The sequence below is a fragment of the Streptomyces sp. NPDC045470 genome (genome assembly GCF_040646595.1).
Taxonomy (GTDB): Bacteria; Actinomycetota; Actinomycetes; order Streptomycetales; family Streptomycetaceae; genus Streptomyces.
On sequence record NZ_JBEZAN010000003.1, the window covers coordinates 892,950 to 919,754 of the forward strand.

25 protein-coding genes and 2 pseudogenes are annotated in these 26,805 nt (G+C 73.5%); 14 read left to right on the plus strand and 13 right to left on the minus strand.

Translation table 11 applies throughout. The features are described from left to right. The first annotated feature begins 1 nt into the window (after window position 1). The 3 genes from AB0A97_RS14110 (at window position 2) to pssA (ending at window position 2,868) form a co-directional block, all read left to right on the plus strand. The gene (locus AB0A97_RS14110; RefSeq protein ID WP_361148695.1) at window positions 2–1,210 is read left to right on the plus strand and encodes an acyl-CoA dehydrogenase family protein; all 1,209 of its coding nucleotides are present in this window, start codon (window positions 2–4) and stop codon (window positions 1,208–1,210) included. Window positions 1,211–1,379: 169 nt separating this feature from the next. After that, entirely contained in the window at window positions 1,380–2,027 is a 648-nt protein-coding gene (locus tag AB0A97_RS14115) for a phosphatidylserine decarboxylase (RefSeq protein WP_361148697.1), read from the plus strand. Then, window positions 2,014–2,868 (plus strand): CDP-diacylglycerol--serine O-phosphatidyltransferase, encoded by an 855-nt coding sequence (gene pssA / locus AB0A97_RS14120; protein WP_361148699.1) that lies wholly within the window; start codon window positions 2,014–2,016, stop codon window positions 2,866–2,868. Before AB0A97_RS14115 ends, pssA begins: the two co-directional genes overlap by 14 nt. 210 nt (window positions 2,869–3,078) lie before the next feature. On the opposite strand, the gene AB0A97_RS14125 is transcribed toward pssA, so the two are convergent. Then, the gene (locus AB0A97_RS14125; protein WP_361148852.1) at window positions 3,079–4,203 is read right to left on the minus strand and encodes a glycerate kinase; all 1,125 of its coding nucleotides are present in this window, start codon (window positions 4,201–4,203) and stop codon (window positions 3,079–3,081) included. 188 nt (window positions 4,204–4,391) lie between these two features. On the opposite strand from AB0A97_RS14125, the gene AB0A97_RS14130 reads away from it, so the two are divergent. The 5 genes and pseudogenes from AB0A97_RS14130 (at window position 4,392) to AB0A97_RS14150 (ending at window position 9,515) form a co-directional block, all read left to right on the plus strand. Next, window positions 4,392–6,113, plus strand: a complete 1,722-nt coding sequence (locus tag AB0A97_RS14130) for a BCCT family transporter (protein ID WP_361148701.1) — start codon at window positions 4,392–4,394, stop codon at window positions 6,111–6,113. A 212-nt stretch (window positions 6,114–6,325) separates the two neighbouring features. Next, window positions 6,326–6,595: pseudogene (locus AB0A97_RS14135) on the plus strand (tyrosinase family oxidase copper chaperone); the annotation flags it as partial. A 45-nt stretch (window positions 6,596–6,640) separates the two neighbouring features. Continuing rightward, a complete protein-coding gene (locus tag AB0A97_RS14140) occupies window positions 6,641–7,585 on the plus strand; it encodes a tyrosinase family protein (protein WP_361148854.1) in 945 nt (314 codons plus the stop codon). A 74-nt stretch (window positions 7,586–7,659) separates the two neighbouring features. Next, window positions 7,660–8,595, plus strand: a complete 936-nt coding sequence (locus AB0A97_RS14145) for an LLM class flavin-dependent oxidoreductase (protein WP_361148703.1) — start codon at window positions 7,660–7,662, stop codon at window positions 8,593–8,595. Between the two features lie 53 nt (window positions 8,596–8,648). After that, on the plus strand, window positions 8,649–9,515 hold the full coding sequence (locus tag AB0A97_RS14150; RefSeq protein WP_361148705.1) for a nucleotidyltransferase domain-containing protein: 867 nt from the start codon (window positions 8,649–8,651) through the stop codon (window positions 9,513–9,515). 85 nt (window positions 9,516–9,600) lie between these two features. Here AB0A97_RS14150 and AB0A97_RS14155 read toward each other — a convergent pair whose 3' ends face one another. After that, window positions 9,601–10,173, minus strand: a complete 573-nt coding sequence (locus AB0A97_RS14155; protein WP_361148707.1) for a methylated-DNA--[protein]-cysteine S-methyltransferase — start codon at window positions 10,171–10,173, stop codon at window positions 9,601–9,603. Between the two features lie 7 nt (window positions 10,174–10,180). Then, window positions 10,181–11,653, minus strand: coding sequence for an AlkA N-terminal domain-containing protein (locus AB0A97_RS14160; protein ID WP_361148709.1), 1,473 nt, complete (start codon window positions 11,651–11,653; stop codon window positions 10,181–10,183). 278 nt (window positions 11,654–11,931) lie between these two features. Here AB0A97_RS14160 and AB0A97_RS14165 point away from each other — a divergent pair, with 278 nt between their 5' ends. Continuing rightward, a complete protein-coding gene (locus AB0A97_RS14165; RefSeq protein ID WP_361148711.1) occupies window positions 11,932–12,693 on the plus strand; it encodes a GNAT family N-acetyltransferase in 762 nt (253 codons plus the stop codon). Between the two features lie 54 nt (window positions 12,694–12,747). Here AB0A97_RS14165 and AB0A97_RS14170 read toward each other — a convergent pair whose 3' ends face one another. From AB0A97_RS14170 to AB0A97_RS14180, 3 genes are all read right to left on the minus strand, one after another. Continuing rightward, entirely contained in the window at window positions 12,748–13,269 is a 522-nt protein-coding gene (locus AB0A97_RS14170; protein ID WP_361148713.1) for an O-acetyl-ADP-ribose deacetylase, read from the minus strand. 60 nt (window positions 13,270–13,329) lie between these two features. Further along, a complete protein-coding gene (locus AB0A97_RS14175) occupies window positions 13,330–13,863 on the minus strand; it encodes a GNAT family N-acetyltransferase (protein ID WP_361148715.1) in 534 nt (177 codons plus the stop codon). 85 nt (window positions 13,864–13,948) lie between these two features. After that, entirely contained in the window at window positions 13,949–14,572 is a 624-nt protein-coding gene (locus tag AB0A97_RS14180; RefSeq protein ID WP_361148717.1) for a TetR/AcrR family transcriptional regulator, read from the minus strand. 177 nt (window positions 14,573–14,749) lie between these two features. Here AB0A97_RS14180 and AB0A97_RS14185 point away from each other — a divergent pair, with 177 nt between their 5' ends. Beyond that, the gene (locus AB0A97_RS14185; protein WP_361148719.1) at window positions 14,750–15,382 is read left to right on the plus strand and encodes an MSMEG_1061 family FMN-dependent PPOX-type flavoprotein; all 633 of its coding nucleotides are present in this window, start codon (window positions 14,750–14,752) and stop codon (window positions 15,380–15,382) included. A 23-nt stretch (window positions 15,383–15,405) separates the two neighbouring features. Beyond that, on the plus strand, window positions 15,406–16,314 hold the full coding sequence (locus AB0A97_RS14190; protein ID WP_361148721.1) for a PDR/VanB family oxidoreductase: 909 nt from the start codon (window positions 15,406–15,408) through the stop codon (window positions 16,312–16,314). Window positions 16,315–16,393: 79 nt separating this feature from the next. Here the strand turns inward: AB0A97_RS14190 and AB0A97_RS14195 are convergent, their stop codons facing one another. The 4 genes from AB0A97_RS14195 to AB0A97_RS14210 form a co-directional block, all read right to left on the minus strand. Further along, window positions 16,394–17,812: an NAD(P)/FAD-dependent oxidoreductase gene (locus tag AB0A97_RS14195; RefSeq protein ID WP_361148723.1), complete on the minus strand. Its 1,419-nt coding sequence runs from the start codon at window positions 17,810–17,812 to the stop codon at window positions 16,394–16,396. A gap of 40 nt (window positions 17,813–17,852) precedes the next feature. Next, window positions 17,853–18,758 carry an inositol monophosphatase family protein gene (locus AB0A97_RS14200; protein ID WP_361148725.1) on the minus strand — a complete coding sequence of 302 codons (906 nt, stop codon included), beginning with the start codon at window positions 18,756–18,758 and terminating at the stop codon, window positions 17,853–17,855. Window positions 18,759–18,887: 129 nt separating this feature from the next. Continuing rightward, the gene (locus AB0A97_RS14205) at window positions 18,888–20,738 is read right to left on the minus strand and encodes a gamma-glutamyltransferase (protein WP_361148727.1); all 1,851 of its coding nucleotides are present in this window, start codon (window positions 20,736–20,738) and stop codon (window positions 18,888–18,890) included. Window positions 20,739–20,875: 137 nt separating this feature from the next. Then, on the minus strand, window positions 20,876–21,112 hold the full coding sequence (locus AB0A97_RS14210) for a hypothetical protein (RefSeq protein ID WP_361148729.1): 237 nt from the start codon (window positions 21,110–21,112) through the stop codon (window positions 20,876–20,878). A gap of 257 nt (window positions 21,113–21,369) precedes the next feature. Between AB0A97_RS14210 and AB0A97_RS14215 the strand changes: the two genes are divergently transcribed. Continuing rightward, entirely contained in the window at window positions 21,370–22,464 is a 1,095-nt protein-coding gene (locus AB0A97_RS14215) for a helix-turn-helix transcriptional regulator (protein ID WP_361148731.1), read from the plus strand. Between the two features lie 100 nt (window positions 22,465–22,564). Further along, window positions 22,565–23,632 (plus strand): biotin/lipoate A/B protein ligase family protein, encoded by a 1,068-nt coding sequence (locus AB0A97_RS14220; protein WP_361148733.1) that lies wholly within the window; start codon window positions 22,565–22,567, stop codon window positions 23,630–23,632. Window positions 23,633–23,688: 56 nt separating this feature from the next. Here the strand turns inward: AB0A97_RS14220 and AB0A97_RS14225 are convergent, their stop codons facing one another. Both AB0A97_RS14225 and AB0A97_RS14230 read right to left on the minus strand, forming a co-directional pair. Next, entirely contained in the window at window positions 23,689–24,390 is a 702-nt protein-coding gene (locus AB0A97_RS14225) for a hypothetical protein (RefSeq protein ID WP_361148735.1), read from the minus strand. 156 nt (window positions 24,391–24,546) lie between these two features. Continuing rightward, window positions 24,547–25,653 (minus strand): FAD-binding oxidoreductase, encoded by a 1,107-nt coding sequence (locus tag AB0A97_RS14230; protein ID WP_361148737.1) that lies wholly within the window; start codon window positions 25,651–25,653, stop codon window positions 24,547–24,549. Between AB0A97_RS14230 and AB0A97_RS14235 the strand changes: the two genes are divergently transcribed. Then, window positions 25,654–26,244 carry an HNH endonuclease family protein gene (locus tag AB0A97_RS14235; protein WP_361148856.1) on the plus strand — a complete coding sequence of 197 codons (591 nt, stop codon included), beginning with the start codon at window positions 25,654–25,656 and terminating at the stop codon, window positions 26,242–26,244. It abuts the gene before it with no gap. A 264-nt stretch (window positions 26,245–26,508) separates the two neighbouring features. Here the strand turns inward: AB0A97_RS14235 and AB0A97_RS14240 are convergent. Further along, window positions 26,509–26,805, minus strand: a pseudogene (locus AB0A97_RS14240) (FAD-dependent oxidoreductase); the annotation flags it as partial.

The window sequence follows — 26,805 nt, forward strand, 5'->3', positions numbered from 1 at the left end:
GATGAGCGGACGCCTCGCACGGACCGAGGGCCTGACGGACATCCAGCGGGAAATCCTTTCGACGGTGCGTGACTTCGTCGACAAAGAGATTCTGCCGGTCGCGACCGAACTGGAGCACCGCGACGAGTACCCGACGCAGATAGTCGAAGGACTGAAGGAACTCGGTGTCTTCGGGCTGATGATTCCCGAGGAGTACGGCGGCCTCGGCGAGTCGTTGCTGACGTACGCGCTGACGGTGGAGGAGATCGCCCGCGGCTGGATGAGCGTGTCGGGCATCATCAACACCCACTTCATCGTTGCGTACATGCTCAAGCAGCACGGTACGCAGGAGCAGAAGGACCATTTCCTGCCGAAGATGGCGGCGGGTGAGGTCCGTGGCGCCTTCTCGATGTCGGAGCCGGCGCTCGGCTCGGACGTCTCGGCCATCACGTCCAAGGGGGTGGCGGACGGCGGGGATTATGTACTGACCGGTCAGAAGATGTGGCTGACCAACGGCGGTTCGTCAACTCTCGTCGCGGTGCTGTGCCGTACGGACGAGGGCCATCCGGAGGGCACCGCGCCGCACAAGTCGATGACCACCTTCCTCGTGGAGAAGGAAGCGGGCTTCGGCGAGGTCCGGCCGGGACTGACCATCCCCGGCAAGATCGACAAGATGGGCTACAAGGGGGTCGACACCACCGAGCTGATCATGGACGGGCTGCGCGTCCCCGCCGACCGGGTCCTCGGCGGGGAGACCGGGCGTGGCTTCTATCACATGATGGACGGCGTCGAGGTCGGCCGGGTGAACGTGGCCGCGCGCGGCTGCGGCGTGGCGCAGCGCGCCTTCGAGCTGGGCGTTTCGTACGCGCAGCAGCGGCACACCTTCGGCAAGCCGATCGCCCAGCACCAGGCGATCCAGTTCAAACTTGCCGAAATGGCCACAAAGGTGGAAGCGGCCCATGCGATGATGGTCAATGCCGCACGCAAGAAGGACTCCGGGCAGCGGAACGACCTGGAAGCGGGCATGGCCAAGTACCTGGCCTCCGAGTACTGCAAGGAGGTGGTGGAGGACGCGTTCCGCATCCACGGCGGCTACGGCTTCTCCAAGGAGTACGAGATCGAGCGCCTCTACCGGGAGGCACCGATGCTCCTCATCGGTGAGGGTACCGCCGAGATCCAGAAAATGATCATCGGTCGGCGACTGCTGGAGGAGTACCGAATCCAGGGGTGAACGTCCGATTTAGGGTGTTTTATTCAGGACGAAGATCACACCCCGTCAGCGCGCTTCGGCCACGGATTGGCTCTGGCTCTTGGCCAGTTGCCGCTCGCAACCGATACCATCCCGGGAAAGCCGCCGTCCCCCATTGCATATGCGGCATCCTCCGCTACGAAGGTCATCCATGCCCCACAGCCAATCCTCTGCACAACGCGGTCGTGTCCGCCTCGCGCGCGGAGCGTCGCCGTGGCTTCTGCCGACCGTCGCGACGGCAGCGGTCAGCCTGGCCCGTTCCCGTCGCTCGGGACGCTGGGCCGTCGCCGCCGTGCCCGCCACCGCCCTGGCGGCGGGCATGCTGTGGTTCTTCCGCGACCCTGAGCGGGAGATCGCTCAGGGCCGGGTCATCTCCCCGGCCGACGGCGTGGTGCAGAGCATCATGCCGTGGAAGGACGGGCGCACCCGCGTCGCCATCTTCATGAGCCCGCTGAACGTCCACGTCAACCGCGCGCCGCTGGCCGGCACGGTGACGTCCGTGGAGCACATCCCCGGCGGGTTCGTCCCGGCGTTCAACAAGGAGAGCGAGAACAACGAGCGGGTCGTCTGGCACTTCGACACCGAGCTCGGCGACATCGAGATGGTGCAGATCGCCGGTGCCGTGGCCCGCCGGATCGTCCCCTACGTGCCCCAGGGCTCGAAGGTGGAGCAGGGCGAGCGCATCGGCCTGATCCGCTTCGGGTCGCGCGTCGACGTCTACCTCCCGGCGGGTGTCGAGGCCGCGGTCGAGGTCGGCCAGGCCACCACCGCGGGGGTGACACGCCTTGACCGTGATTGATCCCGACACGCAGCCCGGCTGGGTCGCGGAGGTCGAGGAGGACGACGCGGCCGACGACATGCCGCTGTCGACGCGGTTGTCGATAGCGGACACGCTCACGCTCGGCAACGCGATCTGCGGCTTCATGGCCGTCTACTTCACCACCACCGGCGTCCTGATCCCGCACCTGACGGGCAACGAGGACGGCGGGATGGCCCGGCACAGCGCCGCCATGGCGGTGATCCTGATGCTGCTGGCCTCCATCTTCGACCTGTTCGACGGGCTCGTCGCGCGCAAGCTGCGCGCCTCGGCGATGGGGGCCGAGCTCGACAACCTCTCCGACCTGATCAGCTTCGGGCTGGCGCCGGCGTACTTCGTCGTCACCTGGGGCATGGTCGCCCCGGACTCGCACCAGCGGGTCTCGGTGGTCGCGGCGGTGGTGGTGCTGCTGGCGGTGGTGCTGCGGCTGGCCCGGTTCTCCTGCGTGACGCTGCGGGACGGCATCTTCCAGGGGATGCCGAGCCCGTTCGGCGCGCTGACCGTCGTCGCGATCGTCCTGATGGAGCTGCCCTTCGTGCCGACGCTGCTGGCGATCATCGGGGTGGCCTGGCTGATGGTGAGCCGGGTCGAGTACCCGAAGCCGCGGGGGCGGCTGGCGGTGGCGATGCTCAGCTGGATCGTGCTGAGCATGGGGATGCTGGCGGCCTGGGCGCTGGACGCCCCCGGCGGCCAGATGCTGCTGCAGACCGGCTGCTCCCTCCAGATCGTGCTGGGTGCGATGATCCCGGTCTTCGCGACGGCCCGCCGCGTCAACACCTTCCGCGACAACCGCCGCGAGGCGCGCAGCGCACAGATTCAGTAGCGGTGTCCGGTCCCCGGACCGGAAAGGCCCCCGCCGAGCACATCAGCTCGGCGGGGGCCTTTTGTCGTATCCGGGTGCACGCGGGCGCGGGGGGCGCGCCGTGAGTCCCGTGAGCCTCGCGTCGCGCCCCCTGGCCCGTCGGTCGGCGCCCCGGATCGTACGCCGCTGCCTCGGGCCGCACGTCGGCACCCGGGACCGTACCCAAGCGCCTCAGAGCAGGAAGTCGCGCCCCAGCGCCTCCGCGGCCCGCTCCAGGAGCGGGCCCGCCTCGGCCATGCAACGGGCCGGGTCCGGCTCCAGGTCGGTCAGCGGGTAGGCGCGGCGGATGCCGGCCCGGCCCAGGGCCTCCGGCGGCAGGGCCAGGCGGCCGCAGACCGCCGCCACCTCCAGGCCCGCCGCACGGGCCGCCGCCGCGACGCCGGCCGGGGCCTTGCCGTGCAGGGTCTGCGCGTCCAGCGAGCCCTCGCCGGTGACGACGAAGGTGGCGCGGGCCAGCGCCGGGCCGAAGCCCAGCACCTCCAGCATGACGTCGATGCCCGGCCGGAAGACGGCCCCCAGGCCGACCAGGGCCCCGTAGCCGATGCCGCCGGCCGCGCCCGCGCCGGGCGCGGCGGCGTGCTCGGCGGCGCGGGGCCCCACCACGGTCTCCAGGACCTTGGCGTAGTGGGTCAGGGCCGCGTCCAGCGCCGCGACGTCCTGCTCGCTCGCGCCCTTCTGCGGTCCGTACACGGCGGGGGCGCCCTTGGGCCCGGTGAGCGGGTTGTCCACGTCGCTGGCGAGGACCACCTCCGTACGGGCGAGCCGTGGGTCCAGGCCCGAGAGGTCGGCGGTGGCCAGGTCGCGCAGCGGCCCGCCGCCCGGTGCGAGCGGTGTGCCCGCGGCGTCCAGGAAGCGGGCACCGAGGGCGGCGAGCATGCCCGCGCCGCCGTCGGTCGTGGCGCTGCCGCCGACGCCGAAGACGATGGTGGAGGCGCCCGCGTCCAGCGCCGCGCGCAGCAGCTCGCCGGTGCCGTACGTGGTGGCCGTGAGCGGCGCGAAGCGGCCCTCGGGGAGGTGCTGGAGGCCGGAGGCCTCGGCCATCTCGACCACGGCCGTGCCGTCCTCGCGCAGTGCGAAGGTGGCCGTGACCGGGTCGCCGGCCGGGCCGGTGACGCGTGCCTCGTGCCGGGCGAAGCCCGCCGCCAGGGCGGCCGCGACCGTGCCGTCGCCGCCGTCCGCGACCGGGACGGACTCCACCGTCAGGCCGGGGACGGCCCGGCGCAGTCCGGCGGTGACGTGCCGGGCGACCTCGGTGGCCGTCAGCGAGCCCTTGAATTTGTCCGCGGCGACCAGCACCCGCGGTGCCCGGTCCCGGTCTGCCGCCGGTGTCCTTGCTGCGTCCGCCACTGTTTCCCCTTGCTTTCGAACTGGCAGTCGCGCCGCTGCGACCCTATCCGGCGCGGGCTCCGGCGAACAGGGAGCGGATGCCCCGGTCGGCGCGCCAACCCGGCGAAGCATCGTTTTTCCGGTCATAGTGGGACGCCATGAGCGTGCAGACGTCCGAGGAGCCGACGCCGAATTCCGTGCCGGGAAACGCGGAGCACGATCCGCCGCCCGATCTGGTCCTGGTCGGTGCCGGGGTCGCCGCGGTGCTCGCGGTGGTGGCCTGGGCGGCGCTGGGCAAAAAGAATTTCGAATCCGTCACCGACGCCGCGCTGAATTGGGTGCTGGGGAATTTCGGCTGGCTGTTCGTGGTGGCCGCCGACGTCTTTCTCGTCCTGTGCTTCCTCATCGCCTTCAGCCGATTCGGCCGCATCCGGCTCGGCAAGGACGACGCGGAGCCGGAATTCGGCAATCTCGCGTGGATCGCGATGATGTTCAGCGCCGGCATGGGAATCGGCCTGATGTTCTACGGTGTGGGCGAACCGCTCCAGCACTACGTCACCCCGCCGCCCTCCAGCGGCGTCACCGCGCACACCGGCGCCGCGGCCCGTACCGCGCTGGAGTACTCGTTCTTCCACTGGACCCTGACCCCGTGGGCCATCTACGGCATCGTCGGTCTGGCCCTGGCCTACGCGGGCTTCCGCAAGGGCCGCAGCAACCGGCTCAGCTCCGCCTTCGTCCCGCTGATCGGCGAGCGGCGGGCCGGCGGGCGGCTGGGACACCTGATCGACCTGCTGGCCGTCTTCGCGACCGTCTTCGGTACGGCCACCAGCCTGGGCCTCGGTGCCCTCCAGGTCAGCAAGGGCCTCCAGCTCACCACGGGCACCTCGGACAGCACGGCGGTCCAGCTGATCATCATCGTCGCGCTCTCCGCCGCCTTCGTGGCGTCCGCCTTCTCCGGCCTGCACAAGGGCGTCAAGTGGCTGTCCACCCTGAACATCGTGCTGGCCGCGCTGCTGATGCTGTTCGTCTTCGTGCTCGGCCCGACGGTGTACGTCCTGGACAGCATCCCGGCGAGCGTCGGCGGCTACCTCAACGATCTGCTGCCGATGGCCTCGCGCACCGGCGCCTTCACCGACGCGAGCTGGCTCGGCACCTGGACGATCTTCTACTGGGCGTGGTGGCTGTCCTGGGCCCCGTTCGTCGGCACGTTCATCGCCCGGATCTCGCACGGGCGCACCGTCCGCGAGTTCCTGATCGGCGTCCTGCTGGTGCCCAGCGGCGCGACGATGATCTGGTTCTGCGTGATGGGCGGCAGCGCGATCCGGCTGGACGCCAGCGGCCTGGCCGACCTCGCGGGCAACGCGAAGGACGCGGAGGCGTCGCTGTTCGGGATGCTGGACGCGCTGCCGGCCGGGACCGTCACCTCCTGGGTGGCGATGATCCTGGTCATGACGTACTTCATCACCAGCGCCGACTCCGCGTCCCTGGTGATGGGCTCGCTCACCAGCCGGGGCGCGCTGCACCCACGGACGTGGCTGGTGGTCACCTGGGGCATCCTGATGGCCGCGGTCGCCGCGGTGCTGCTGGTGGCCGGCGGGCTCGGCGCGCTCCAGACGGCGACGATCCTGGTCGCGCTGCCCTTCGTGTTCGTGATGCTGGCGCTGTGCTGGGCGCTGCTGAAGGAACTGCGGGAGGACCCGGGCGCCGGTCCGGCGCGGCACCACGCGATGCACGGGCTGCGCAACGCGGTGCGTGCCATCGTCGGCGAGACGATCACCGAGCAGGGTCCGACCCGGCACCCGCGGCTTCGGCGGGCGGCGGTCTCCAAGCGGGCGGGGGACGACACGGGACCGTCCGGGCAGGGGCCGACGGGGACGTAGGAACGGGGGCGGAGACGGGAGCGGGGGACGGGAGCGGAGATGGGCGCAGGAACGGGCGCGGGGACGGGTGCAGGGACCAGTGGGAGGACAGGGCGGGGGCTCACCCGTTCGAGTGCATTCGGCCGGGGAAGGCGTCCGGGGCCCCGGCCGGGGTGATGCTCCGGACAAGGGTGAGGCGGGCCGGGTGAGGGGGTCTGGTGCGACGGCGCGATGTGTTCACGGCCGCGACGGCAGCCGGTGCGGCGGCGCTGCTGCCCGCGGCGGCCGACTCGCGCGGCCCGCGACCGTACTCCGAGCGGTACCACGGCCGGACGATCCGGATCGACGCACCGCAGGGCCGCGCGCGGGTGACGATCGACGGCCGTGAGCTGCAACTGATACGGATGGGCGAGGAAGCCTACCTGTCCCCGCTGTGCCACTACGGGTTCGACCGGACCCCGCTGGCGGCCGCGCGCCGCGCCGTACGGCGGCTGCGCGGCGCCCGGTTGCTGCCGGCCCCGCCGCCGCGGTCGTGGCCGGAGCCCGTCGTGCCGTCCGGTCCCGCCGCCCCCGGCCGCCCGCACGTCCGCAAGAACCATCTGGCCCTGACCGCGCAGGAGAGACGCCGCTTCGTGCGGGCCGTCCTGGAGGCCAAGCGCAGCGGCGTGTACGACGCGCTGGTCGCCGTCCACGTCCGGGCGAACTCCCACGACTACATCCACCGGGACCACGGGTACCGCACCGCGCACCTGACCCCTTCGCTGCTCCCCTGGCACCGGCAGTTCCTGCTGTACTTCGAACAGGCGCTGCGCGCGATCGACCCCGCCGTCACCCTGCCGTACTGGGACTGGACGAGCGACCGCGGCAGGGACTCGCCGCTGTGGGCCGACGACTTCATGGGCGGTGACGGGCGGCCCGGCGACCGGCAGGTGACCTCGGGCCCCTTCGCCCGGCGCAACGGCTGGCGGCTGGGGGTCAACGTCCGGCCCACCGGCAACGACGTCACGTGGGCCAACGGCTACTACACCCAGGACGACCGGGACTTCCTCACCCGCGCACTGCGCCCGCCCGGCACCCTCTCCACAGCCCGTCAACTGGAGGCCGCCCTCGCGCTGCCCGTCTACGACTGCCCTCCGTGGAACCACCTGAGTGGCGAGGATCCGCCGTACCCCAGCTTCCGCAACCACCTGGAGGGTTACGCGAAGTTCCCGTGGGAGCGGGCCTGGGGCAAGCTGCACGGCTCCGCCCATGTCTTCGTCGGCGGTCACATGACCTTCCTCGCCTCGCCCAACGACCCGGTGTTCTTCCTCCACCACTGCTTCGTCGACAAGATCTGGGCCGACTGGCAGCGCCGCCATCCCGGCGTACCGCACTACCTCCCGCTGGAGCCCGCCCAGGGCGTACCCGGCCTGCACACCCCGCTGTCCCCCTGGCACACGATGACGCCCGCCGACCTTCTCGACCACACCCCGTTCTACCGCTACGACGTCTGAGGCGGCTGAGGCGGCGAGGGGTCGCGCTCGCCGCCCCTTGACCTCAAGTCCCCTTGAAGTTGCATCGTCACCGTATGACGTTTCTCCCGGATTCCGCGGTCCGGCCCGGCCGCCTGGCCGTGGGCGTGCTGCTGCCGTCGCCCGCCGTGCGGCGGGAGCAGAAGCTTCCGCTCACCGAGGCGGCCCGGCACGCGGAACTGGCCGGGCTGGACCTCGTCGCGTACGGGGACCGGCCCGCGGCCGGCGCACCGGCCCTGGACACCGCGGTGGTCCTGGCGGCGGTGGCCGCGGCGACCGAGCGGATCACCGTCGTCGGCGCGGTGTACACGCCGGGGCTCCGGCCGCCGGCCCAGACCGCCGAACAGATCGCCGGCCTCCAGCACGTCGCGGACGGGCGGCTGGTGCTGGGGGTGGGGACGGGCGGCGGCCGGGAGCGGTGGGCGGCCGCGGGCGTTCCGTACGAGGAGCGGGTGCGCCGGACCGACGCGGTACTGCGGCTGCTGCCCCGCCTGCTCGCGGGCGAGCGGGCGCCGCTGCCGTACGGGCCCGGGCACCCGGTGGCGGAGCCGGAGTCCGCCGTGCCGATGCCGCCGGTCTGGATCACCGGCACCTCGCGCGCCGCGGTGCGGCGGGCCGCGCTCCTGGGTGACGGCTGGTTCCCTTCCCGGGTGTCGGCCGCCCAGGCGGCCGAGGGCGCCGTGCACCTCGCCGAACTCTCCGCCGCGCTCGGCCGCCCGGCCCCGGCCGTCGTCGTCGGCACCACCGGCGTACTCGGTACGGAACCCGGCCTGCCCACCGGCGCGGACCTCGCCACGGACCTCGCCACCGCCCACGGCGCCCCGCCCGGACGCTTCGCGGGCGTCCCCGTGACGGGCGGCCCCCGGGAGGCGGCGGAACGCCTGCACCGCTACTGCGGCGCGGGAGTCACCCGCGTCCTGATGGACGTCGCGGGCGGTGACTGGCGCCATCAGGTGGAACTGCTGGCAGACGTACGGGACTTGTTGCGCTGACGGGCCCGGCCGCCGCTGCCGTGGGCGGACAGCGGGCACTCTATGCTTCCCGTATGGAGAAGACAGCGACCACCGGGGCGGACAGGGCTCACGAGGACTACTGGGCGGAGAGCGGCGCGGCCGCTCTGGCCAGGGTGCCCGGCGTGGTCGGCGTGACGCTCGGCGGCAGCCGGGCCCGGGGCACGCACCGGCCGGACTCCGACTGGGACTTGGGGGTCTACTACCGCGGCGAGGTCGGCCTCGCGGGCCTGGCGGACCTGGCCGCCGAGATCACCGGGTCGCCGGTGGAGATCCATCCGCCGGGCGCGTGGGGTGCGTGGGTCAACGGCGGGGCGTGGCTGGTGATGCCGGACGGTACCCCCGTGGACTGGCTCCTGCGGGATGCCGACCGGGTGGAACGGGTGTGGCGGGAGTGCCGGGCGGGCCGGTTCGAGATCGGTGCCCAGGTGGGGCACCCGCTGGGCTTCTGGTCCCCCGCGTACGCCGGGGAGCTGGCCCTGTCGCGGGTACTGGCCGACCCCACCGGCGAGCTGGGCCGCCTCAAGGAGGAGATGCGGCAGTACCCGGAACCGCTGCGCGCCGCGCTGACCGGAACGGCGATCTGGGACGCCGGGTTCTCCGTGACCGTCGCGGGCAAGTCCCAGGCGTCCGCGGACACGCTGCACGCGGCCCTCTGTCTGGCCCGGGCGGTGGGCGACCTGACCCAGGCGCTGCACGCCCACCACCGGACCTGGTGCATCAACGAGAAGGGCGCGCTCGCCGCCGCGGCGGCGATGCCCGGCACGCCGCCCGGGTTCGCGGAGCGGGCGAGCGCCCTGCTGGGCGCACTCGGCCGCAGTGAAGCGGAGTTGGCGCGGTCACTGAAGGCCGCGGAGCTGTTGGTCGCGGAGGTGCGTGCGGTGGTGGAGGGCGGCGCCTGAACGCCTCGGCGCTTCAGCAACGCCGCAACGCCGGGCCAAGCTTTCCCCCTCACTTCAGGCGAAGGCTTCGACAGCTTCAACGGCTTCAACCGAAGAGAGCCTGCTGCCCGCCCGGGTCCGCGGTCGCCCGCCCCTCCCCGGCTCCGCCCCGCTCGAAGTCCAGCAGGCGGCGCTTGCGGTCGAGCCCGCCGCCGTACCCCGTGAGGCTGCCGCTCGCCCCGATCACGCGGTGGCAGGGGATGATGATGCCGATCGGGTTCTTCCCGTTGGCGAGGCCCACCGCACGGGCGGCGGAGGGCCGGCCGAGGCGCGCGGCGAGCTGCCCGTACGAGAGCGTCCCGCCGTACGGAATGTCGCACAGGGCGGCCCAGACGCGGCACTGGAACGGCGTCCCCCGGGGCGCCAGGGGCAGGTCGAAGGCGGTGAGCGCGCCGTCGAAGTAGGCGCGCAACTGCCGTACGGCCGCCGCGAACGGCGGGGCCTCCAGGTCCTCCGGCGGGCCGAAGGACTCCTGCGGCGGGCGGTGCCGCTGGTCGGTCATGTACAGGCCGGCGAGGGCGTCGCCCTCGGCCACCAGGGTCAGCGGGCCGTACGGGGTGTCGGTCAGGACGGCGTGGCAGCGCTCGCCGCCGGTACGGGCGGGCAGGGGCTCGGACATGGTCGCCTCAGTCGGTGGGGAGGTGGTTGATGGGGTGGTCGTCGGTGGCCCACAGGTACTGGACGGCGTACGCGCGCCACGGGCGCCAGCGCGCCGAGTGCCGTACGAGCGCCGCCGGGGTGGCCGGCAGCCCGAGGTGGGCGGCGGCGCGGCGCAGCCCCAGGTCGGTGGGGGTGAAGGCGTCGGGGTCGCCGAGGGCGCGCATGGCGATGCACTCGACGGTCCAGGGGCCCACGCCGGGCAGCGCCGCGAGCTGGGCGCGGGCCCGTTCCCGGTCGCTGCCGACGCCGAGCTGTACGGCGCCGTCGGCGAGGGCCGCGATCATTGCGGTGAGGGTGGCGCGCCGGGTACGCGGCATGGCGAGCGCCTCGGGGTCCAGCCCGGCCAGCTCGGCCGCGGAGGGGAAGAGGTGGGTCAGGCCGCCCACCGGGTCGCCGATCTGCTGTCCGTGCGCGGTGACCAGCCGGCCCGCGTGCGTACGGGCCGCGGCGGTGGACACCTGCTGGCCCAGTACGGCCCGTACCGCGAACTCGTCCGCGTCCGCGGTACGCGGCACCCGCCGCCCCGGCGCCTTGCGGACGAGCGGCGCCAGGACGGCGTCCTCGGCCAGCAGTCCGTCGACCGCCTCCGGGTCGGCGTCCAGGTCGAGCATCCGGCGGCAGCGGGCGATGGCCCCCGTGAGGTCGCGCAGGTCGGTGAGGGACAGCCGGCAGTCGATGTGGCCGGGGCGCGGGGACAGGGCGACGATGCCGTGCCCGTACGGGAGGGCGAGCGTGCGCCGGTACGCGCCGTCCCGCCACTCCTCGACACCGGGTACGGCGGTCGCGGCGAGGTGGCCGAAGAGGTTGTCCGGGCACAGCGGCTGCCGGAAGGGCAGCCGCAGGGCGAGTGCGCCGGGCAGGGCCGCGGCGGCCCCCGGCCGGGCCCGCCGCCGCAGCTCGGTGGGGGCGAGCGCGAACACCTCCCGTACGGTGTCGTTGAAGGTCCGGATGCTGGCGAAACCGGCGGCGAACGCCACGTCGGCCATGGGCAGTTCCGTGGTCTCGACGAGCAGCCGCGCGGTCTGGGCGCGCTGCGCGCGGGCCAGGGCGAGCGGCCCGGCGCCCAACTCGGCGAGGAGCTGCCGTTCGACCTGGCGGGTGCTGTAGCCGAGGCGGGCGGCCAGGCCGGGGACGCCTTCCCGGTCGACGACGCCGTCGGCGATCAGCCGCATGGCGCGCGCCACGAGGTCGGCGCGCTCGTCCCACTGCGGCGAGCCGGGGCTGGCATCCGGGCGGCACCGTTTGCAGGCGCGGTATCCGGCCTGCTGAGCGGCTGCGGCGCTCGGGTAGAAGGTCATGTTCCCGGGCTTGGGCGGCACCACCGGGCAACTGGGACGGCAGTAGATACGGGTGGTGCGCACCGCCGTGTAGAACCAGCCGTCGAACCTGGCGTCCTTGGACTGCACGGCGCGCAGACAGCGCTCGAAGTCGGTGTGCATGCCTCCAGGATCCGGCAGCCGCACCGGCTCGGCTGGCGGTTTTCCGACATCAGCGTCCGGTGACCGGTCCGGCCGCCGACGCCATCCGGGGTGGCATACGGCACCCGCCGAGAATTTGCGCCGGGCCGGGGGCGGTGTGCGAGAGTTGACCACCCGGTCGGCCGGGCGCGCACGGGTGCGCAGCCGCTGCCGGGACCCCCTACTTCAGACAGACGGTTCCGGCCGCGCCGCCAGCGTGTCCGGGGTCGTTCCCATCCCTACGTCCTTCTCAGAGAGTGATGCAGGCAACGACTCTTCTCCCCCGGACCGAGGACCTGTTCACCCAGGGCCTGGAGCTCCAGGAGGGCGCCGCCCTCCTGCGTTTCGGCGCCGCCCGGCAGCGGCCCGCCGACCGGAGCAGTTGGTGCAACAGCGGCGCTGTCGCCTGGCTCGACGCCCCCCGCGGGCACGTGTGGAGCGTCGGTGAGGCGGATGCCGCCGCCGGTCTCGTGCTGCGTGCCGCGCAGGGTTTTCCCGACCAGGTACGGGAGTTCACCGGGCCGCGCGGCACCGAGACGCTGGTCGGCCGTCATCTGGCGGTGACCGACGTCGTCGAGTGGATCTTCCGCTGGACGCTGGCGGAACCGGCCGTCCACCCGGCGGAGGACCGGGTGGTCACGCTCGACGAGAGCCACCACGACGAGCTGCTCGCCTTCCTCAACGAGCACAGTCCGGCCCACTCCACCGGCCCCGGCTCCGCGGACGTGAGCCTCTGGGCGGGCATCCGCGGCGCGGACGGGCGGCTGGTGGCGTGCGGCGCGATGAGCAGCCTGCGGGACAGCGGCGCGCCGCTGATGGCGTCCGTCGCGACCGACGCCGCCCAGCGCGGCCAGGGCCTCGGCGCCGCGCTGACCTCGTGGCTGACCCGGCACACCGTACGGCGGCACGGGTTCTGCACGCTGTGGCAACTGGCCGAGAACGCGCCCGCCGAACGGCTCTACGACCGGCTCGGCTACCGCAACGAGGACCCTTGCGTGTCCGCGCGGATCGTCTCGGCCTGAGCGACGGGCGGCTACGGCACCGGCCGGCCTGAGCGGCTCCCGGCCGGTGCCCGGTCAGCCCACCCGCGCGGCGAACGCCGCGTACGCCCGCTCGTCGAAGAGCACGAAGCGCACCTCCTCGACGGCCGTCTCCGTGGCCCGCACCGTCTCGACGGCGATGCGGGCCGCGTCGTCCAGCGGCCAGCGGTAGATCCCCGTGGAGATCGCCGGGAAGGCGACGGTACGGGCGCCCAGCTCGTCGGCGACCCGCAGGGACTCGCGGTAGCAGGAGGCGAGCAGCGCCGAGCGGTCCTCGGACTTCGCCCAGACGGGGCCGACGGTGTGGATCACCCAGCGGGCCGGCAGCCGGCCCGCCGTGGTCGCCACGGCCTGCCCGGTGGCCAGGCCCTTGCCGTAGTGCGAGGCGCGCAGCGCGCGGCACTCGGCCAGGATCTCGGGGCCGCCGCGCCGGTGGATCGCGCCGTCCACTCCCCCGCCGCCCAGCAGCGAGGAGTTGGCGGCGTTCACGACGGCGTCGGCCGGCTGCTCGGTGATGTCGCCCGCGACGAGGGTGAGGGCGGGTGAGGGTGCGGTCATCCGGCCATCATGCCGTCCGTGCGGACCGCCGTACGGACGGCACGGCCCGTCGTACGGACGTCACGTCCCGCCGTCGCCGTCTGCGGACGCGCCCGCCGCCCCACCGGGCCAGGTGATCTCGAAGTACTTCACCCGCTCGTCCTCCCCCACCGGCCGCATCCCGGCGGCGGCCATGACGTGCTGGGACGCGGTGTTGCCGAGGTCGGCGTCGCCCTTCACCCGGGTGATGCCGCGTTCCCTGGCGAGACGGAGCAGCCCGCGCAGCGCCTCGGCCGCGTATCCCCGGCCGCGCGCCGCGGGGACCAGTCCGTAGCCGATCGTCACCGTGCCGTCCGCGTCGGGCGGCCGGTGGAAGCCGAGGCTGCCGATGGCCAGCCCGTCCTCCCGGCGGCGTATCTCGTAGTCCCCGAACGGCTGCGGGTCACCGGTGGCCGCGCAGTGGCCCAGGAAGTCGGTGGCGGACTCCACGTCCCCGTCCGTCGGATAGCCGGGCGCCCACCGCTCCCCGTCCGCCGGGGCGCGCGCCACCAGGCGTTCCGCCTCGGCGGCGGTCAGCGGGTGGAGCACCAGCCGTGCTGTCTGGAGATCGCTCATGACAGGGGGATTACCACGCGCGGCGGGCGGAGCGCACGGGAGTTTCCGGCTCGGCCGCCCGGCGGCGCCGCGGTCGCCCGTACCGTCAGCGGGCCGCCGTGAGGTAGCCGGTGAGCATGGTGACGAGTTCGTCCTCCAGCCGGGCGGTGTCGACCGGGTCCGGCGCGGCGAGGAGCTGGTGGACGACGAGTTCGATCGTGCTCACCACGAGCCGGGTGGCGGTGTGGGTGTCCGCGACCCGGACCTCCGGGTGTCCGGCGAACAACTCGTGGGCGTAGGCGATCCGCTCCCGCCCGTGCCGGGCGATCTTGTCGAGCAGTTCCGGGGACCGGGGCCCCTGCTCGGCCATGACGCGCAGCAGCTGGGGGTCGTCGAGGTGGTTGCCGATCGAGGTGCGCACGAAGAGGCGGATGGTCTCTTCGAGGGTCTCGGGCGCCTCGCCCTCCTGGTGGCGGCCGGCGGCGGCTATCCCGGCGTCGAGGTGCCGGGTCACCAGCTCCACCAGGATCGCATCCTTGTTCGGGTAGTACTGGTACAGCGAGCCGATCGACACCCGCGCCCGTTCGGCGATGCGGTTGGTGGTCCCCGCGGCGTAGCCGTACTCGGCGAAAACGTGAGCAGCGGCGGTGAGGATGCGCTGCCGGGTGGCTGCGGCGCGGGCCTGACGTGGCTGTTTACGTGGCTGGAGGCCGCGTCGGCCGGTGGTCATGGCACCTCCTGGGCCGTCTGCGAATGCGAGTAGCAAAGACCTGAGCAATTGCTCACAATGGTGCCATGAGCTGCGGCGGAGCGGTTGCCGCCGGAGCTGTCGCGGAGCGCGAGGGGGTCGGGAGCGCCGGTGCCGCCCGCGCCCGTCCGCCGTGCCGCCCTCCCGGAAGGAGCCTTCATGACGACGCACGTCCGCACCCGCCCACGGCGGCTGTCCCTGGACGAGGTCCGCGCCCGGATCGGTGAACCCGAACCGATGCTGGAGAACAAGAAGATCGACCACATCGACCGGTTCGCCCGCATGTTCATCGCGCACTCGCCGTTCCTGTCGCTGGCGACCGCGGACGCGGCCGGACGGGCCGACTGCTCGCCGCGCGGCGACTACCCGGGGTTCGTGAAGGTCCTCGACGAGAACCTGCTCGCGATACCCGACCGGCCGGGCAACCGGATCGCCGACTCGCTGTGCAACATCGTGGAGAACCCGGAAGTGGGGATGCTCTTCCTGGTCCCCGGCATGCGGGAGACGCTGCGGGTCAACGGCCGAGCCTATCCCACCGACGAGCCCGACGTACTGGTCCGGATGCGTACCGAGGCCAAGGCGCCGGCCCTGGCGATCGTCGTCGAGGTGACCGAGGCGTACTTCCACTGCGGCCGGGCGCTCCTGCGGTCCCGGATGTGGGACCCGGCGAGCCAGGCCCTCGCCGACGAGCTGCCGACGGCCGGTGAGATCGCCGCCGCGCAGTTCGGGGGCGACATCGCCCCGGAGCAGTTCGAAGCCGTCCTCGAAGCGTCCTACCGGAAGCTCTTCTGACCGTGCCGGAAAGGGAATCATCCATGCAGCGGACCCTCCTCGACCGTATCGACCCGGTCGCCGAGGACGTCGTCTCCCTCGTCCTGCGCGGCGCCGACGGCCCCCTGGCGCCCTGGGAGCCGGGCGCCCATGTCGACGTGGCCCTGCCGAACTGGCTGACCCGGCAGTACTCCCTGTGCGGGGACCCCGCCGACCGGGAGACCTACCGCGTCGCCGTACGGTACGACCCGCTCAGCCGCGGCGGCTCCGAGTACATCCACCGTTTCCTGCGCCCGGGCCGTACGCTCGACGTGTCGCTGCCGCGCAACAACTTCCCCCTCGACCCCGCGCCGGGCTATCTCTTCCTCGCCGGCGGGATCGGCATCACCCCCGTCCTGCCGATGCTGCGGGCGGCGACCGCGGCCGGGCTGCCCGCCTCCCTCGTGTACGCGGGCCGGGCGGCCGCCACCATGCCCTTCGCCGGGGAACTGCGCTCGGCCTACGGGGACGCCGTACGCATCGTCACCACCCGCCAGCACGGCAGGCCGGACTTCGCTGCGCTGGCGGCGGAGCTGGCACCCGGCACCCTGGTCTACTGCTGCGGGCCGGCCGCCATGCTCACGGCGGTGGAGGCCGCCTTCCCGGCCGAACAACTGCGCACGGAGCGCTTCCAGCCGGCGCCCAAGGTGTTCGCCCCCGACCAGGCGTTCGAGGCCGCGTGCGCCCGGTCGGGGCGGACGGTCCAGGTGGATGCCGACGATTCGCTGCTGAACGCCCTTCAGCAGGCCGGAATCCCGGTGTCGTCGGGGTGCCGCGAGGGCGTCTGCGGGAGTTGCGAGATCACCGTCCTGGAGGGGGAGGTCGAGCACCGGGACGACGTCGGCGCCGAGGAGGGCCGGATGCTGGCCTGTGTCTCCCGCGCGCTGGGCCCGCGGCTGGTGCTGGACCTCTGAGCCGTACGGAGCGTGCGGTGCGGGCCGCGCACGTGCCCGCCGGGCGGACCGCGACCCGGTCCGGCCGGCGGGCTCGTCGTCAGCGGGTGGGCCGCAGCCGGGACCAGACCGCCCGGGCGGCGTGGTGGCCGGACATCCCGTGGACGCCGGGGCCCGGCGGGGCGGACTGGGAGCACAGGAAGACCGCCGGATGGGCGGTGGTGTACGGGACGCGCGTCAGCTTGGGGCGGATCACCAGGCCCAGGCCGGCGGCGGAGCCCGCGCAGATGTCCCCGCCGACGTAGTTCGCGTTCCGGGCGGCCAGTTGGGGCGGTCCGGCGACGGCGCGGGCCAGGACCAGGTCGCGGAACCCGGGTGCGAAGCGCTCCAGTTGGCGTTCGACCGCGTCCGTGGCGTCGCCCTCCCAGCCGTGCGGTACGTGCCCGTACACCCAGAAGGTGTGCTTGCCCTCGGGGGCCCGCGTGGGGTCGGTCAGGGTGGGCTGCGAGGTGATCAGGAACGGTACGGACGGGGCGCGGCCGTCGGCGGCGGCGCGCAGCGCGGTGCCGATCTCGCCGCTGGTGGGGCCGAGGTGCACGGTGCCCGCCCGGCGGGCCGCGGCGGAGGTCCACGGCACCGGGCCGGACAGCGCGTAGTCGATCTTGAAGACGCCGGGTCCGTACCGCACCCCGCGGTAGGCGTTGCCGAGCCCCGCGATCCGGGCCAGGGCGGTCGGCGAGGTGTCGAAGACGTACGCGCGGGCCGGGGGCAGGTCGTCCAGCCGCTTGACCTCGTACCCCGTGTGCACCGCGCCGCCGTGCAGGCGCAGCAGTGCGGCCAGCGCGTCGGGGATGGCCTGGGAGCCGCCGCGCGGGATCGGCCAGCCGCCCGCGTGCGCGGCCAGCGCGAACATGATCGCGGCGCCGCCGGTGCCCGGGCTGCCGAGGGGCGCGATGACGTGCGCGGCGAGGCCGGCGAGCAGGCCGCGCGCCTTCTGGTCCCGAAAGCGCCGGTTGAGCAGGGCGGCCGGCTGGGCCGCGGCCAGGCCGAACCGGGCGTACGTCACCGGGTCGCGCGGCAGGCCGAGCCACTGGGTGCGCAGGAAGTCCGCGGCGAGGGTGTCCCACTTGCCGAGGAAGGGCGCGAGCAGGCGGCGGTACGTCCCGGCGTCGTGCGCGCCGAGGGACATCGCCGTCTCGCCGACGGAACGGGACAGCACCGCGGCCGTGCCGTCGGGAAAGGGGTGCGCCAGCGGAAGGTCGGGGTGCAGCCAGCGCAGGCCGTGCCGCTCCAGGTCCATGGCGGCGAAGGCGGGTGAGCCCGCGGCGAGCGGGTGCACCGCCGAGCAGGGGTCGTGCCGGTAGCCGGGGAGGGTCAGCTCCTCCGTGCGGGCGCCGCCGCCGATGGTGTCGTGGGCCTCGAAGACCTCCACGGACATGCCGCGACGGGCCAGTTCGACGGCCGCGGTCAGCCCGTTGGGGCCCGCCCCGATCACCACGGCATCGAGCATCGTCGGCACCTGCGCCACTCCCCTCGTCAGCGACCCTCTCCGTCGAGGATCAGTTGGCGGCCGCCAGCAGTCCGAGGATACGCCGGGCGGTCTCCTCGTCCCGTGCCGCGGTGAACGGCAGCGCGTTGCCGCCCGTGACGCGGAACGGCTCGCCGGCGACCGTGCCGCTCGCCCCGCCCGTCTCGTGGACCAGCAGCAGCCCCGCCGCGTGATCCCAGGCGTTCTCCCAGCTGAAGGCCACGGCGTCCAGCTCGCCGGTGGCGATGTGCAGATACTCCAGGCCCGCCGAGCCGCAGGGGCGCGGGGCGACGCCGTCGGTCTCCAGGGCGGCCAGCACCCGCTTCTGCTGGTCGGTGGTGAAGTCGTAGTGCGATATCGCCACGTCCAGCACCGCGCCGGCCGCCGGGGCGCTCCGGCGCAGCGGCTGCCCGTTCAGCTCGGCGCCGGCGCCGCGCCGGGCGGTGGCCATCAGGTCCAGGGCCGGGGCGTACGTCCAGGAGGCGAGGAGTTCGCCGCGCAGCGCCAGGGTGACGAGCGTGGCGAAGCCGGGGTCGCCGTGCACGAACTGGCGGGTGCCGTCGACCGGGTCGACGATCCACACCGGCGCGTCGCCGCCCAGCGCCTCCAGCACCGCCGGATCGGCGTGCACCGCCTCCTCGCCGACCACCAGCGAGCCGGGCAGCAGGCTCGTCAGGGCGGCGGTGAGGTGCTCCTCGGCCAGCCGGTCGGCGACGGTGACGAGGTCGTGCGGGCCGTTCTTCTCCAGCACCTCGTGGGCGGCGAGCTGCCGGAACCGCGGCATGATCTCGGCCGCCGCGGCCTTGCGGACGGCGTCCTCGACGGCGGCCGGGTTCAGCGCGCGCAGCACTCCGTCCGCCGTGTGCGCCGCGGCACCGCCCACCGCGCCCGTCTCGTCCGTCGTGTCTCCCGTATCCGTACGCATCGCTTCGATCATGACTCCATCGAACCACGCCCCACTGACACAGGAGCTGGACCGAAGGTGAACTGCGGATGCCGGGGCCGGGCCCGTCGGGGTGCCGACCACGCTCCGGGCGGGCCCCGCCCCGGTTCGGCCCGGCCGCGGCTACCGCCCCACCGCGTACCCCTGCATCCCCCGCGGGTTCGCCGCCGCCGACAGCACCCCGCTCTCCGGGTCCCGCGCCACCGCGGACAGCCGCCCCTCCGACCACGCGTCGCCGACGGTCACCGCGTGCCCGCGCCGCCGCAGCTCCCCGATCACGTCCGCGCCGAGGCGGGACTCGACGGTGACGCTGCCCGGCCGCATGGCACGCGGGAAGAAGGAACCGGGAAAGGAGTCGTTGTGCCAGTTGGGGGCGTCGATCGCGCCCTGGAGGTCGAGGCCGCCGCGTACGGGGGCGCGCAGGGCGGCGGCCAGGAGGAAGTGCAACTGCCACTGGTCCTGCTGGTCGCCGCCGGGGGTGCCGAAGGCCATCACGGGCACGCCGTCGCGCAGCGCCAGGGACGGGGTGAGGGTGGTGCGCGGCCGGCGGCCGGGCGTCAGCGAGTTCGGCAGCCCTTCCTCCAGCCAGGCCATCTGGAGGCGCGTACCGAGCGGGAAGCCGAGCGCGGGGACCACCGGGCTGGACTGGAGCCAGCCGCCGGAGGGTGTCGCGGAGACCATGTTGCCCCAGCGGTCCACGATGTCGATGTGGCAGGTGTCGCCGCGGGTGGCGCCGCTCCGGTCGACCTCGGGGGCGATGACGGGGGCGGCACCGGGGGTGCCGGGGGTCGCCACCGTGGGCTCGCCCGCCCCGGCACCGGCGGCGCCCGGCGCGCCGGCGGCGTCCTCCCCCGCCGCGACGGCCAGGGCGTGCTTGCTCAGCCGGGGCGTACGGCCGTCCGGACTGCCGGGCCGCAGCTCGTACGAGGCGCGCTCCCCGATCAGCGCCCGCCGCGCCGCGTTGTAGTCCTCGCTCAGCAGCGTGCCGACCGGCACCTCGGCCGCGTCGCCGTACCAGGCTTCGCGGTCGGCCATGGCCAGCTTGCAGCCCTCGATCAGCAGGTGCACGTACTCGGGACTGCCGTAGGCGGGCAGTTCCGGCGGCAGCAGGGCGAGTTGCTGGAGCAGGACCGGGCCCTGCGACCAGCCGCCCGGCTTCGCCACGGTCCAGCCGTTCCAGTCGTACGTGACCGGGTCCTCGTACGTCGCGGAGAAAGCCGCCAGGTCGTCGCCCGTGAGGGTGCCGGCGTGCCGCTCGCCGGAGGTGTCCATGGCGGGACGGGCCGCGAAGCCGGCCAGCGCCTCGCCGATGAAACCCTCGCGCCAGATCCGCCGGGCCGCGTCGATCTGCGTCTCCCGGCCGGGCCCGGCGGCCTCCGCCTCGGCGATCAGGCGGCGCCAGGTGGCCGCCAGCGGCCGGTTCCTGAGCAGCCCGCCGGGCGCCACCGGCCGCCCCTCCGGCAGGTAGATCTCGGCGGACGATATCCACTCCGTCTCGAACAGCTCCCGGACCGTCGCCACCGTCTCGCCGACCCGCTCGACGGCCGGGTGCCCGTGCTCCGCGTACCCGACGGCGTACTTGAGCACCTCGCCGAGGGACTTGGTGCCGTGGTCGCGGAGCAGCAGCATCCACGCGTCGAACGCGCCGGGCACGGCGGCGGCGAGCGGTCCGGTGCCGGGCACCAGCCCGAGCCCGAGCGAGGTGTAGTGCGCCACGCTCGCCCCGGCGGGCGCCGGCCCCTGGCCGCACAGCACCCGCACCGGCCCGCCGGCGGGCGCCAGAACGACCGGCACCTCGCCCGCCGGGCCGTTCAGGTGCGGCTCGACGACATGCAGCACGAAACCGGCGGCCACCGCCGCGTCGAAGGCGTTGCCACCGTCCTCCAGCACGGCCATCGCGGACTGGGAGGCCAGCCAGTGCGTGGTCGCGGCCATGCCGAAGGTTCCCTGGAGGGTCGGGCGGGTGGTGAACACGTTCTCGGTTCTCCTCGCGTCGTACGGACGGACGGGCGGTCTCCTTGTCCGCCCTTCCCCCGTCGGGGCGCGGGCAATGCCTCCGGGCGGGGCACGTCCTGATCACATCGGCCGGGCCTGCCTCCTCCTGCCTCCTGTCAGTCCTGCATCGACACGTCCGCGTAATCCACGAACGAACGACGGAACCGCGTGTGCCCGGTGCCCCTGGAATGCTCACGCATCCCTACCTCTACGGGATGTGGAGTGAGCCACTCGTCCGAGGACTGCCCGCACTCCTTGTCGTCACCGGACACGCACACAGCCTCGTAGGTGGGCTCCGCCGTCCGGTCCTGCTCGATCATGAAGGACACGAATCGGAACGTCCTGCGCGTCATGCGGGGCACCCCCCGGCCTGGTGCCTGAGCATGACGACGTTGGCGTCGGACACGCCGCTGTGGTCCCGAGCCGAGCGTCGTTGCTCCCTGTGGGTACTGATCTCTGAACACGTGCTGCAGCCTGCCCTGGGACTCGGCACGGCGTCCTGCCACAGGGGCAGTTCCACCGGGTCACTGGGATACGTCTTGGTCATGCTCCAGGTGTAACGCTGCCCGATCCGCCGCCCAGTGGCCGTTCGGGTGGCCAAACTGAGCCCGTGAGCATCGGAAAGCTGATCAAAGTCCTTCGGGACGGCCGGGGCTGGTCGCAGGGGGACCTGGCCGTCCATCTCTGCAACGTGTCCGGACGGCCCACACTGACCCGCGAGGAGGTCAGCCGGTGGGAGGCGGGGAAACGGTCTCCGGGCCGCTTCTGGCTTCGCTTCATGGCCGAGCTGTTCTCCGTGCCTCTTGAAGCCCTGCAAGCCGCGAAAGCCGGTCACCCATCGGCACTCGCGGAGGCGGCACGGCAAGGAATCATGGAAGCCATGGGCGAGGTGGTCTCCATGGACGACTGGCGCCGCCTCGCAGACGACTACGGACGTGACTTCATGGCCTTGTCCGCCCGGCGGGTGGAGCCACGCCTGGCGGGGGGCCTCTTGCTGCTGCGGGGAAAACTGAGCGATGACCGGCCATGTCTGTGGGAAGCCGCCGCCCGGCTCTCGATCGTGATGGGTATGGCCACTGCTTCTCTCGACGGTCCTGCGGCTTCTGCCCGCTGGTACAGAACGGCCGTAGCCGCCGCCGACCGCAGCGGCCGCACTTCTCTGCGGGAGTGGACCCGAGGACAGGGCGCATTGGCCCTGGTGTACGAGGGCGCCGAACCCGAACCTGTCATCTCCGTGGCCGTCGATGGTCTGGCGCTGTCCGAGTCCCCCTCTCTGGGACGGCTGTGCGCTCTCCTGGCGCTTGCTCACGGATACGGCAAACTGGGTGAGCCCGGCCTTGCTCTGGACGCCCTCCGGGGGGCCGACGAGATGTTCCCCGCCGTCGAGACCGACGAGCAGGCATCCGTGTTCTCCATGCCACGCTGGGGATACAGCCTCACGAAGACACTCGTTCACGCACGGCTCGGTGACGTGGAGCGGTCGCAGGCGGAGCAGGACACCGCAGACCTCTACAGGCCCGCTCATCTGAGCCGGTACGCCGCCCACACCGGTGTGCACCGCGCGCTGTCGGTGGTGAAGTCCGGAGACGTGAACACCGGCCTCGACCTGGCCCGCGAGACGCTGGCCGACCTCCCCGAAGACCACCGGTCCACGGTGCTCCAAGGATTCGTGTCCGAGGTGAAGGCCGCAGCCCGAGCGACCTGAACCGCCCCCTTTGCCGGGAATGCCACCGGCACCGCTACGGTTGACCCGGCTGCCGGCCGCCCGGGCCGTGCGCCGCAACAGGACAGCGGGAGGATGCGCCGTGCAGGGCAAGCACCACGGTGAGTACAAGGTGCCGGGCGGCAAGCTCGTGGTCGTCGATCTCGACGTGACGGGCGGGACGCTGCGCGACGTCCGGGTCGCGGGGGACTTCTTCCTGGAGCCGGACGAGGCGCTCGGCGCCATCAACGCGGCGCTGGAGGGCGCGCCCGCCGACACCGACGCGCGCGGGCTGGCGGCCCGGATCGAGGCGGCGCTGCCGCCCGGTGCGGTGCTGTTCGGGTTCACGGCGGAGGCGGTGGGCATCGCGGTACGCCGCGCCGTCGCCCAGGCCACCGACTGGACGGACTTCGACTGGCAGATCATCCACGAGGCGCCGCAGCCGCCCGCGCTGCACATGGCCCTGGACGAGGTGCTGACCGCCGAAGTGGCCGCCGGCCGACGGCCGCCGACCCTGCGGGTGTGGGAGTGGGACCGCCCCGCCGTCATCATCGGCAGCTTCCAGTCACTGGCCAACGAGGTGGACCCGCAGGGCGCGGCGCGGCACGGTGTGACGGTCGTCCGGCGCATCAGCGGCGGCGGCGCGATGTTCGTGGAGCCGGGCAACACCATCACGTACTCGCTGTGCGTACCGGCCTCGCTCGTGCAGGGCCTGACCTTCGCCGAGAGCTACGCCTACCTGGACGACTGGGTGCTGGCCGCCCTCGGCGACATGGGCATCAACGCCTGGTACAAGCCGCTCAACGACATCGCCACCGACGCCGGGAAGATCGCCGGCGCCGCGCAGAAGCGCATGGTGGCGGGCGACGGGGCGGTCCTGCACCACGTGACCATGTCGTACGACATCGACGCGGACAAGATGGTCGAGGTACTGCGGATCGGCAAGGAGAAGCTGTCGGACAAGGGCACCCGCAGCGCGAAGAAGCGGGTGGACCCGCTGCGCCGCCAGACCGGACTGCCGCGGGCGGAGGTCATCGACCGGATGATCGCCTCGTTCCGCGCGCGGTACGGGGGCAGCGACGGCAAGGTTTCCGCGGAGGAGATGACGCGGGCTCAGGAACTGGCGGGCGGAAAGTTCAGCTCGCCGGAGTGGACGGCGCGGGTGCCGTAGGGGGGCGGCCGCCGTCTCCTACGCTTTTGTACGCCCCGTTCCCTACGTACCGTCTCCTACGCCGCCGTACCCAGCCGGAAGCGCGCCGCCACCTCGTCCGCGAGTTCGCCGGCCGGGCGGCCGCCGTCCATGGTGATCACCGTGTTTCCGTGGGCGGCGGCCTGGCGACGTACCTCGGCGTCCCACAGTTCGTCCCGGGCCAGCCGTTTGGCCAGGGTGGACTCCGGGGCCCGGCTGCCCCAACTGACCAGGGACCGCACCGGCACGTTGCGGCGGGCGCGCAGTGCCGCCATCCGGAACTCGGGGGTGGGCAGCAGGAAGACCGCCTGGTCGGGGCTGGTGAGCAGGGGCGCGAGCTGGCTCGGCAGGTTGCCGAACCAGTCCACCAGGACGGGCCGGTCGGCAGGCATCGCGAGGAGGTCCTCGACCTCGAAGGCGAAGGTCTCGGCGACCACCCGCTGCGCGAAGCCGCACGCCTCGTCGGGGCTGCGGCTGTCCCACAGGGAGCCGGGCGGCTCGTCGCGGGCCGCGTGGAAGTGCGGGTGCTGCCGTGGGGTGCAGCGGGGCAACCAGGTGTGCTGCGCCAGGTCACCGCGGTAGATCACGGCGCCGTGGCGCCGGGCCAGGATTATCGCCAGCGTGCTCTTGCCCGCTCCGGTACCGCCGGCGATCCACCGCACGTGGGAGAGCCGGCCGGCCGCGGCGGTCGTCGTCCGGGCAGCAGGACCGAAGGGTGTTGCCGTTGGAGGGCGCCTCATACGGTCCATGGTCCTCGCATCGGCCGTACGGCTCCAAGGCCGCCCCGTATGGGGAGCATCAGGAGTGGGCAAAGAGTTGGCAGGGACGGTTGAGTCGGTGCGCGCCCCCGCGCGCCTCCACACGTCCTGTGCGCCCCCTCCGGGACCGTGCGCCGGTCAGCGCACCGGGTCGTAGGGGCTCAGGTCCAGCCCCGGGTCCCCGCCCGTCGCGAGCAGCGCGGCGACACGTCCCGCCCAGGGGCCGACGGTCAGACCGGTCGGCCCGAGGCCGTCGGCGACGACGAGGCCTTCCGGCCCGGGGACCCGGCCGAGCAGCGGGCGGACGTCCGGGCCGACGGGCCGGAAGCCGACACGCGTCTCCAAGTGGGTGGCGCCCGCCAGTCCGGGCGCGACGGCCAGGGCCTCGGTCAGCACTTCGGCCAGTCCCGCGGCCGTCACCCGGTGGTCGAAGCCGGTACCGGCCTCCCGGGTGGCGCCGGCCACGATCCGCGAACCGTCGAACGGGACGAGGTAGTGCCCGGTGGCGCGGGGCAGGACGACGGGCCAGTTCCCGGTGTCCGCGCCGGGCAGCGAGAGGTGGACGATCTGACCACGCTGCGGTGCGACCCGTACGGTGACACCCACCGGCGCCAGCAGCTCCGGCGCCCAGGCCCCGGCCGCGACGACGACCGCGTCCGCGGTGATGCGCTCGCCGTCCACCTCGATGCCGGTGACCCGGTCCGCCGTACGCAGCAGTGCCGCGCGGCCGCTCCGCAGACCGACGCCCCGGTACCGTGCCTGCCGTAGCAGCGCGTCCCGCAGCCGCCCGCCGTCGACCCGCGCACCGGCGGCTATGCGTACGGCCCGGAAGCCGGGCGCGACGGGCGGGAACAGCGCGCGCACCTCGGGCTCGCCGAGGAGGTCCACGTCGCCGGTGTCCGCGGTGCCGCGCCGCCGTTCGAGCACCCGCCGGTGGACACGGTGCAGGTCCGCGTCGTCGGCGGCCAGGACGAGCGCGCCGACGGCCCGGTGGCCGAGGCCGCGCTCGCCCGCCTCGGTGAGTCCGCCGATCAGCTCCGGGTAGTACCGGGCCCCTTCCGCCGCGACGTGGAACCAGTCCAGGTCGTCGTGCTCGGAGGCCCAGGGGCAGACGATGCCCGCACCGGCCGCGGTCGCCTCCCCGGGCGCCGCACGCCCGGCGAGCACCACGTCCGCCCCCAGCCCGGCCGCGTGCCAGGCGGCACTCGCGCCGACAATGCCCGAACCGACCACAGCGACACGCATCTGCCTCTCCTTTCGGCGGGCGGTCGGCCCGCATGCCTGCACGACGGCATCGAAACGCTGCCGCTGGCCGCCGAGTCCCGCACCGGCTACCAGCGCACCAGCTTCAAGCACTGGACCGACGCCGACCACAACGGTTGTTCGACCCGCGCCGAAGTGCTGATCGCCGAATCCGGCGAGCGCCCCGTGCTCGGGCCGAAGTGCAAGGTCGTCTCCGGCCGCTGGTACTCGTACTACGACGCGGTGACCGTCACGGACCCCAAGGGCCTGGACATCGATCACATGGTCCCGCTCGCCGAGGCGTGGGGCTCCGGCGCCTCGCAGTGGAGCCCGGCGCGCCGCGAGGCGTACGCCAACGACCTCGGAGCCGACCGTTTCCTCGTCGCGGTCACCGCCGAGACCAACCGGTCCAAGGCCGACCAGGATCCATCCACCTGGCTGCCGCCGCTGGCCGACGCCCGCTGTACGTACGCCGCCGACTGGGTCTCCACCGAACTCCGCTGGCCGTTGGCCGTTGGCCGTACCGAGCGGGATGCCCTGCGCCGCCTGGCCACGGGCTGCGGCCACACCCACGACGAATACCGGACCGTGTAGAGGCGGTTGCCCGGCCTGCGGCATTCGGCAGGCCCTGCGGTCCTTCGTGCCCCGCCCCTGCGAAGGACCGCTTCCGATACGGGCCCGCCCCGTGGCAGCGCCGGGACAGCAGCGAGGTGGCGAAGCCGCGGTGCATGTCGTCGGTCTTGCTGTGGTGCCACTGGTGCGGGTGCGGGCGGCCGCCACACCGGATCGGTGCGGTGGCCGTGGGTGGGACCGGCTCGTGGTCCGCGTCAGTCAGCACAGTGGCGGATCGCCCCGGCGTCACTGCCCCTCTGGCACGGCGAACCACTCCTCCAGCGCCTCCGCCAGCCCGGCCGTCGACGTACGCGCCTGCGCCCCCGCGTCGGCCGCCCAGGCCGTGAAGCCGTCCGGACGGACGAGGACCGCCGCCAGTTCCGGGCGGGACGGGCAGCGGCCGTCAGGGGGCCGACGCGGCCGGCATACCCCGCAGCCAGAGCCCGCAGCTCCGGATCGTCGGCGAGGTCCATACAGGAGCGCCCGGCCGCCGTGGAGGTGGTCCGCGAGGCGGCCGCCGTCGGTGAGGTCGAGGTCCGGGGC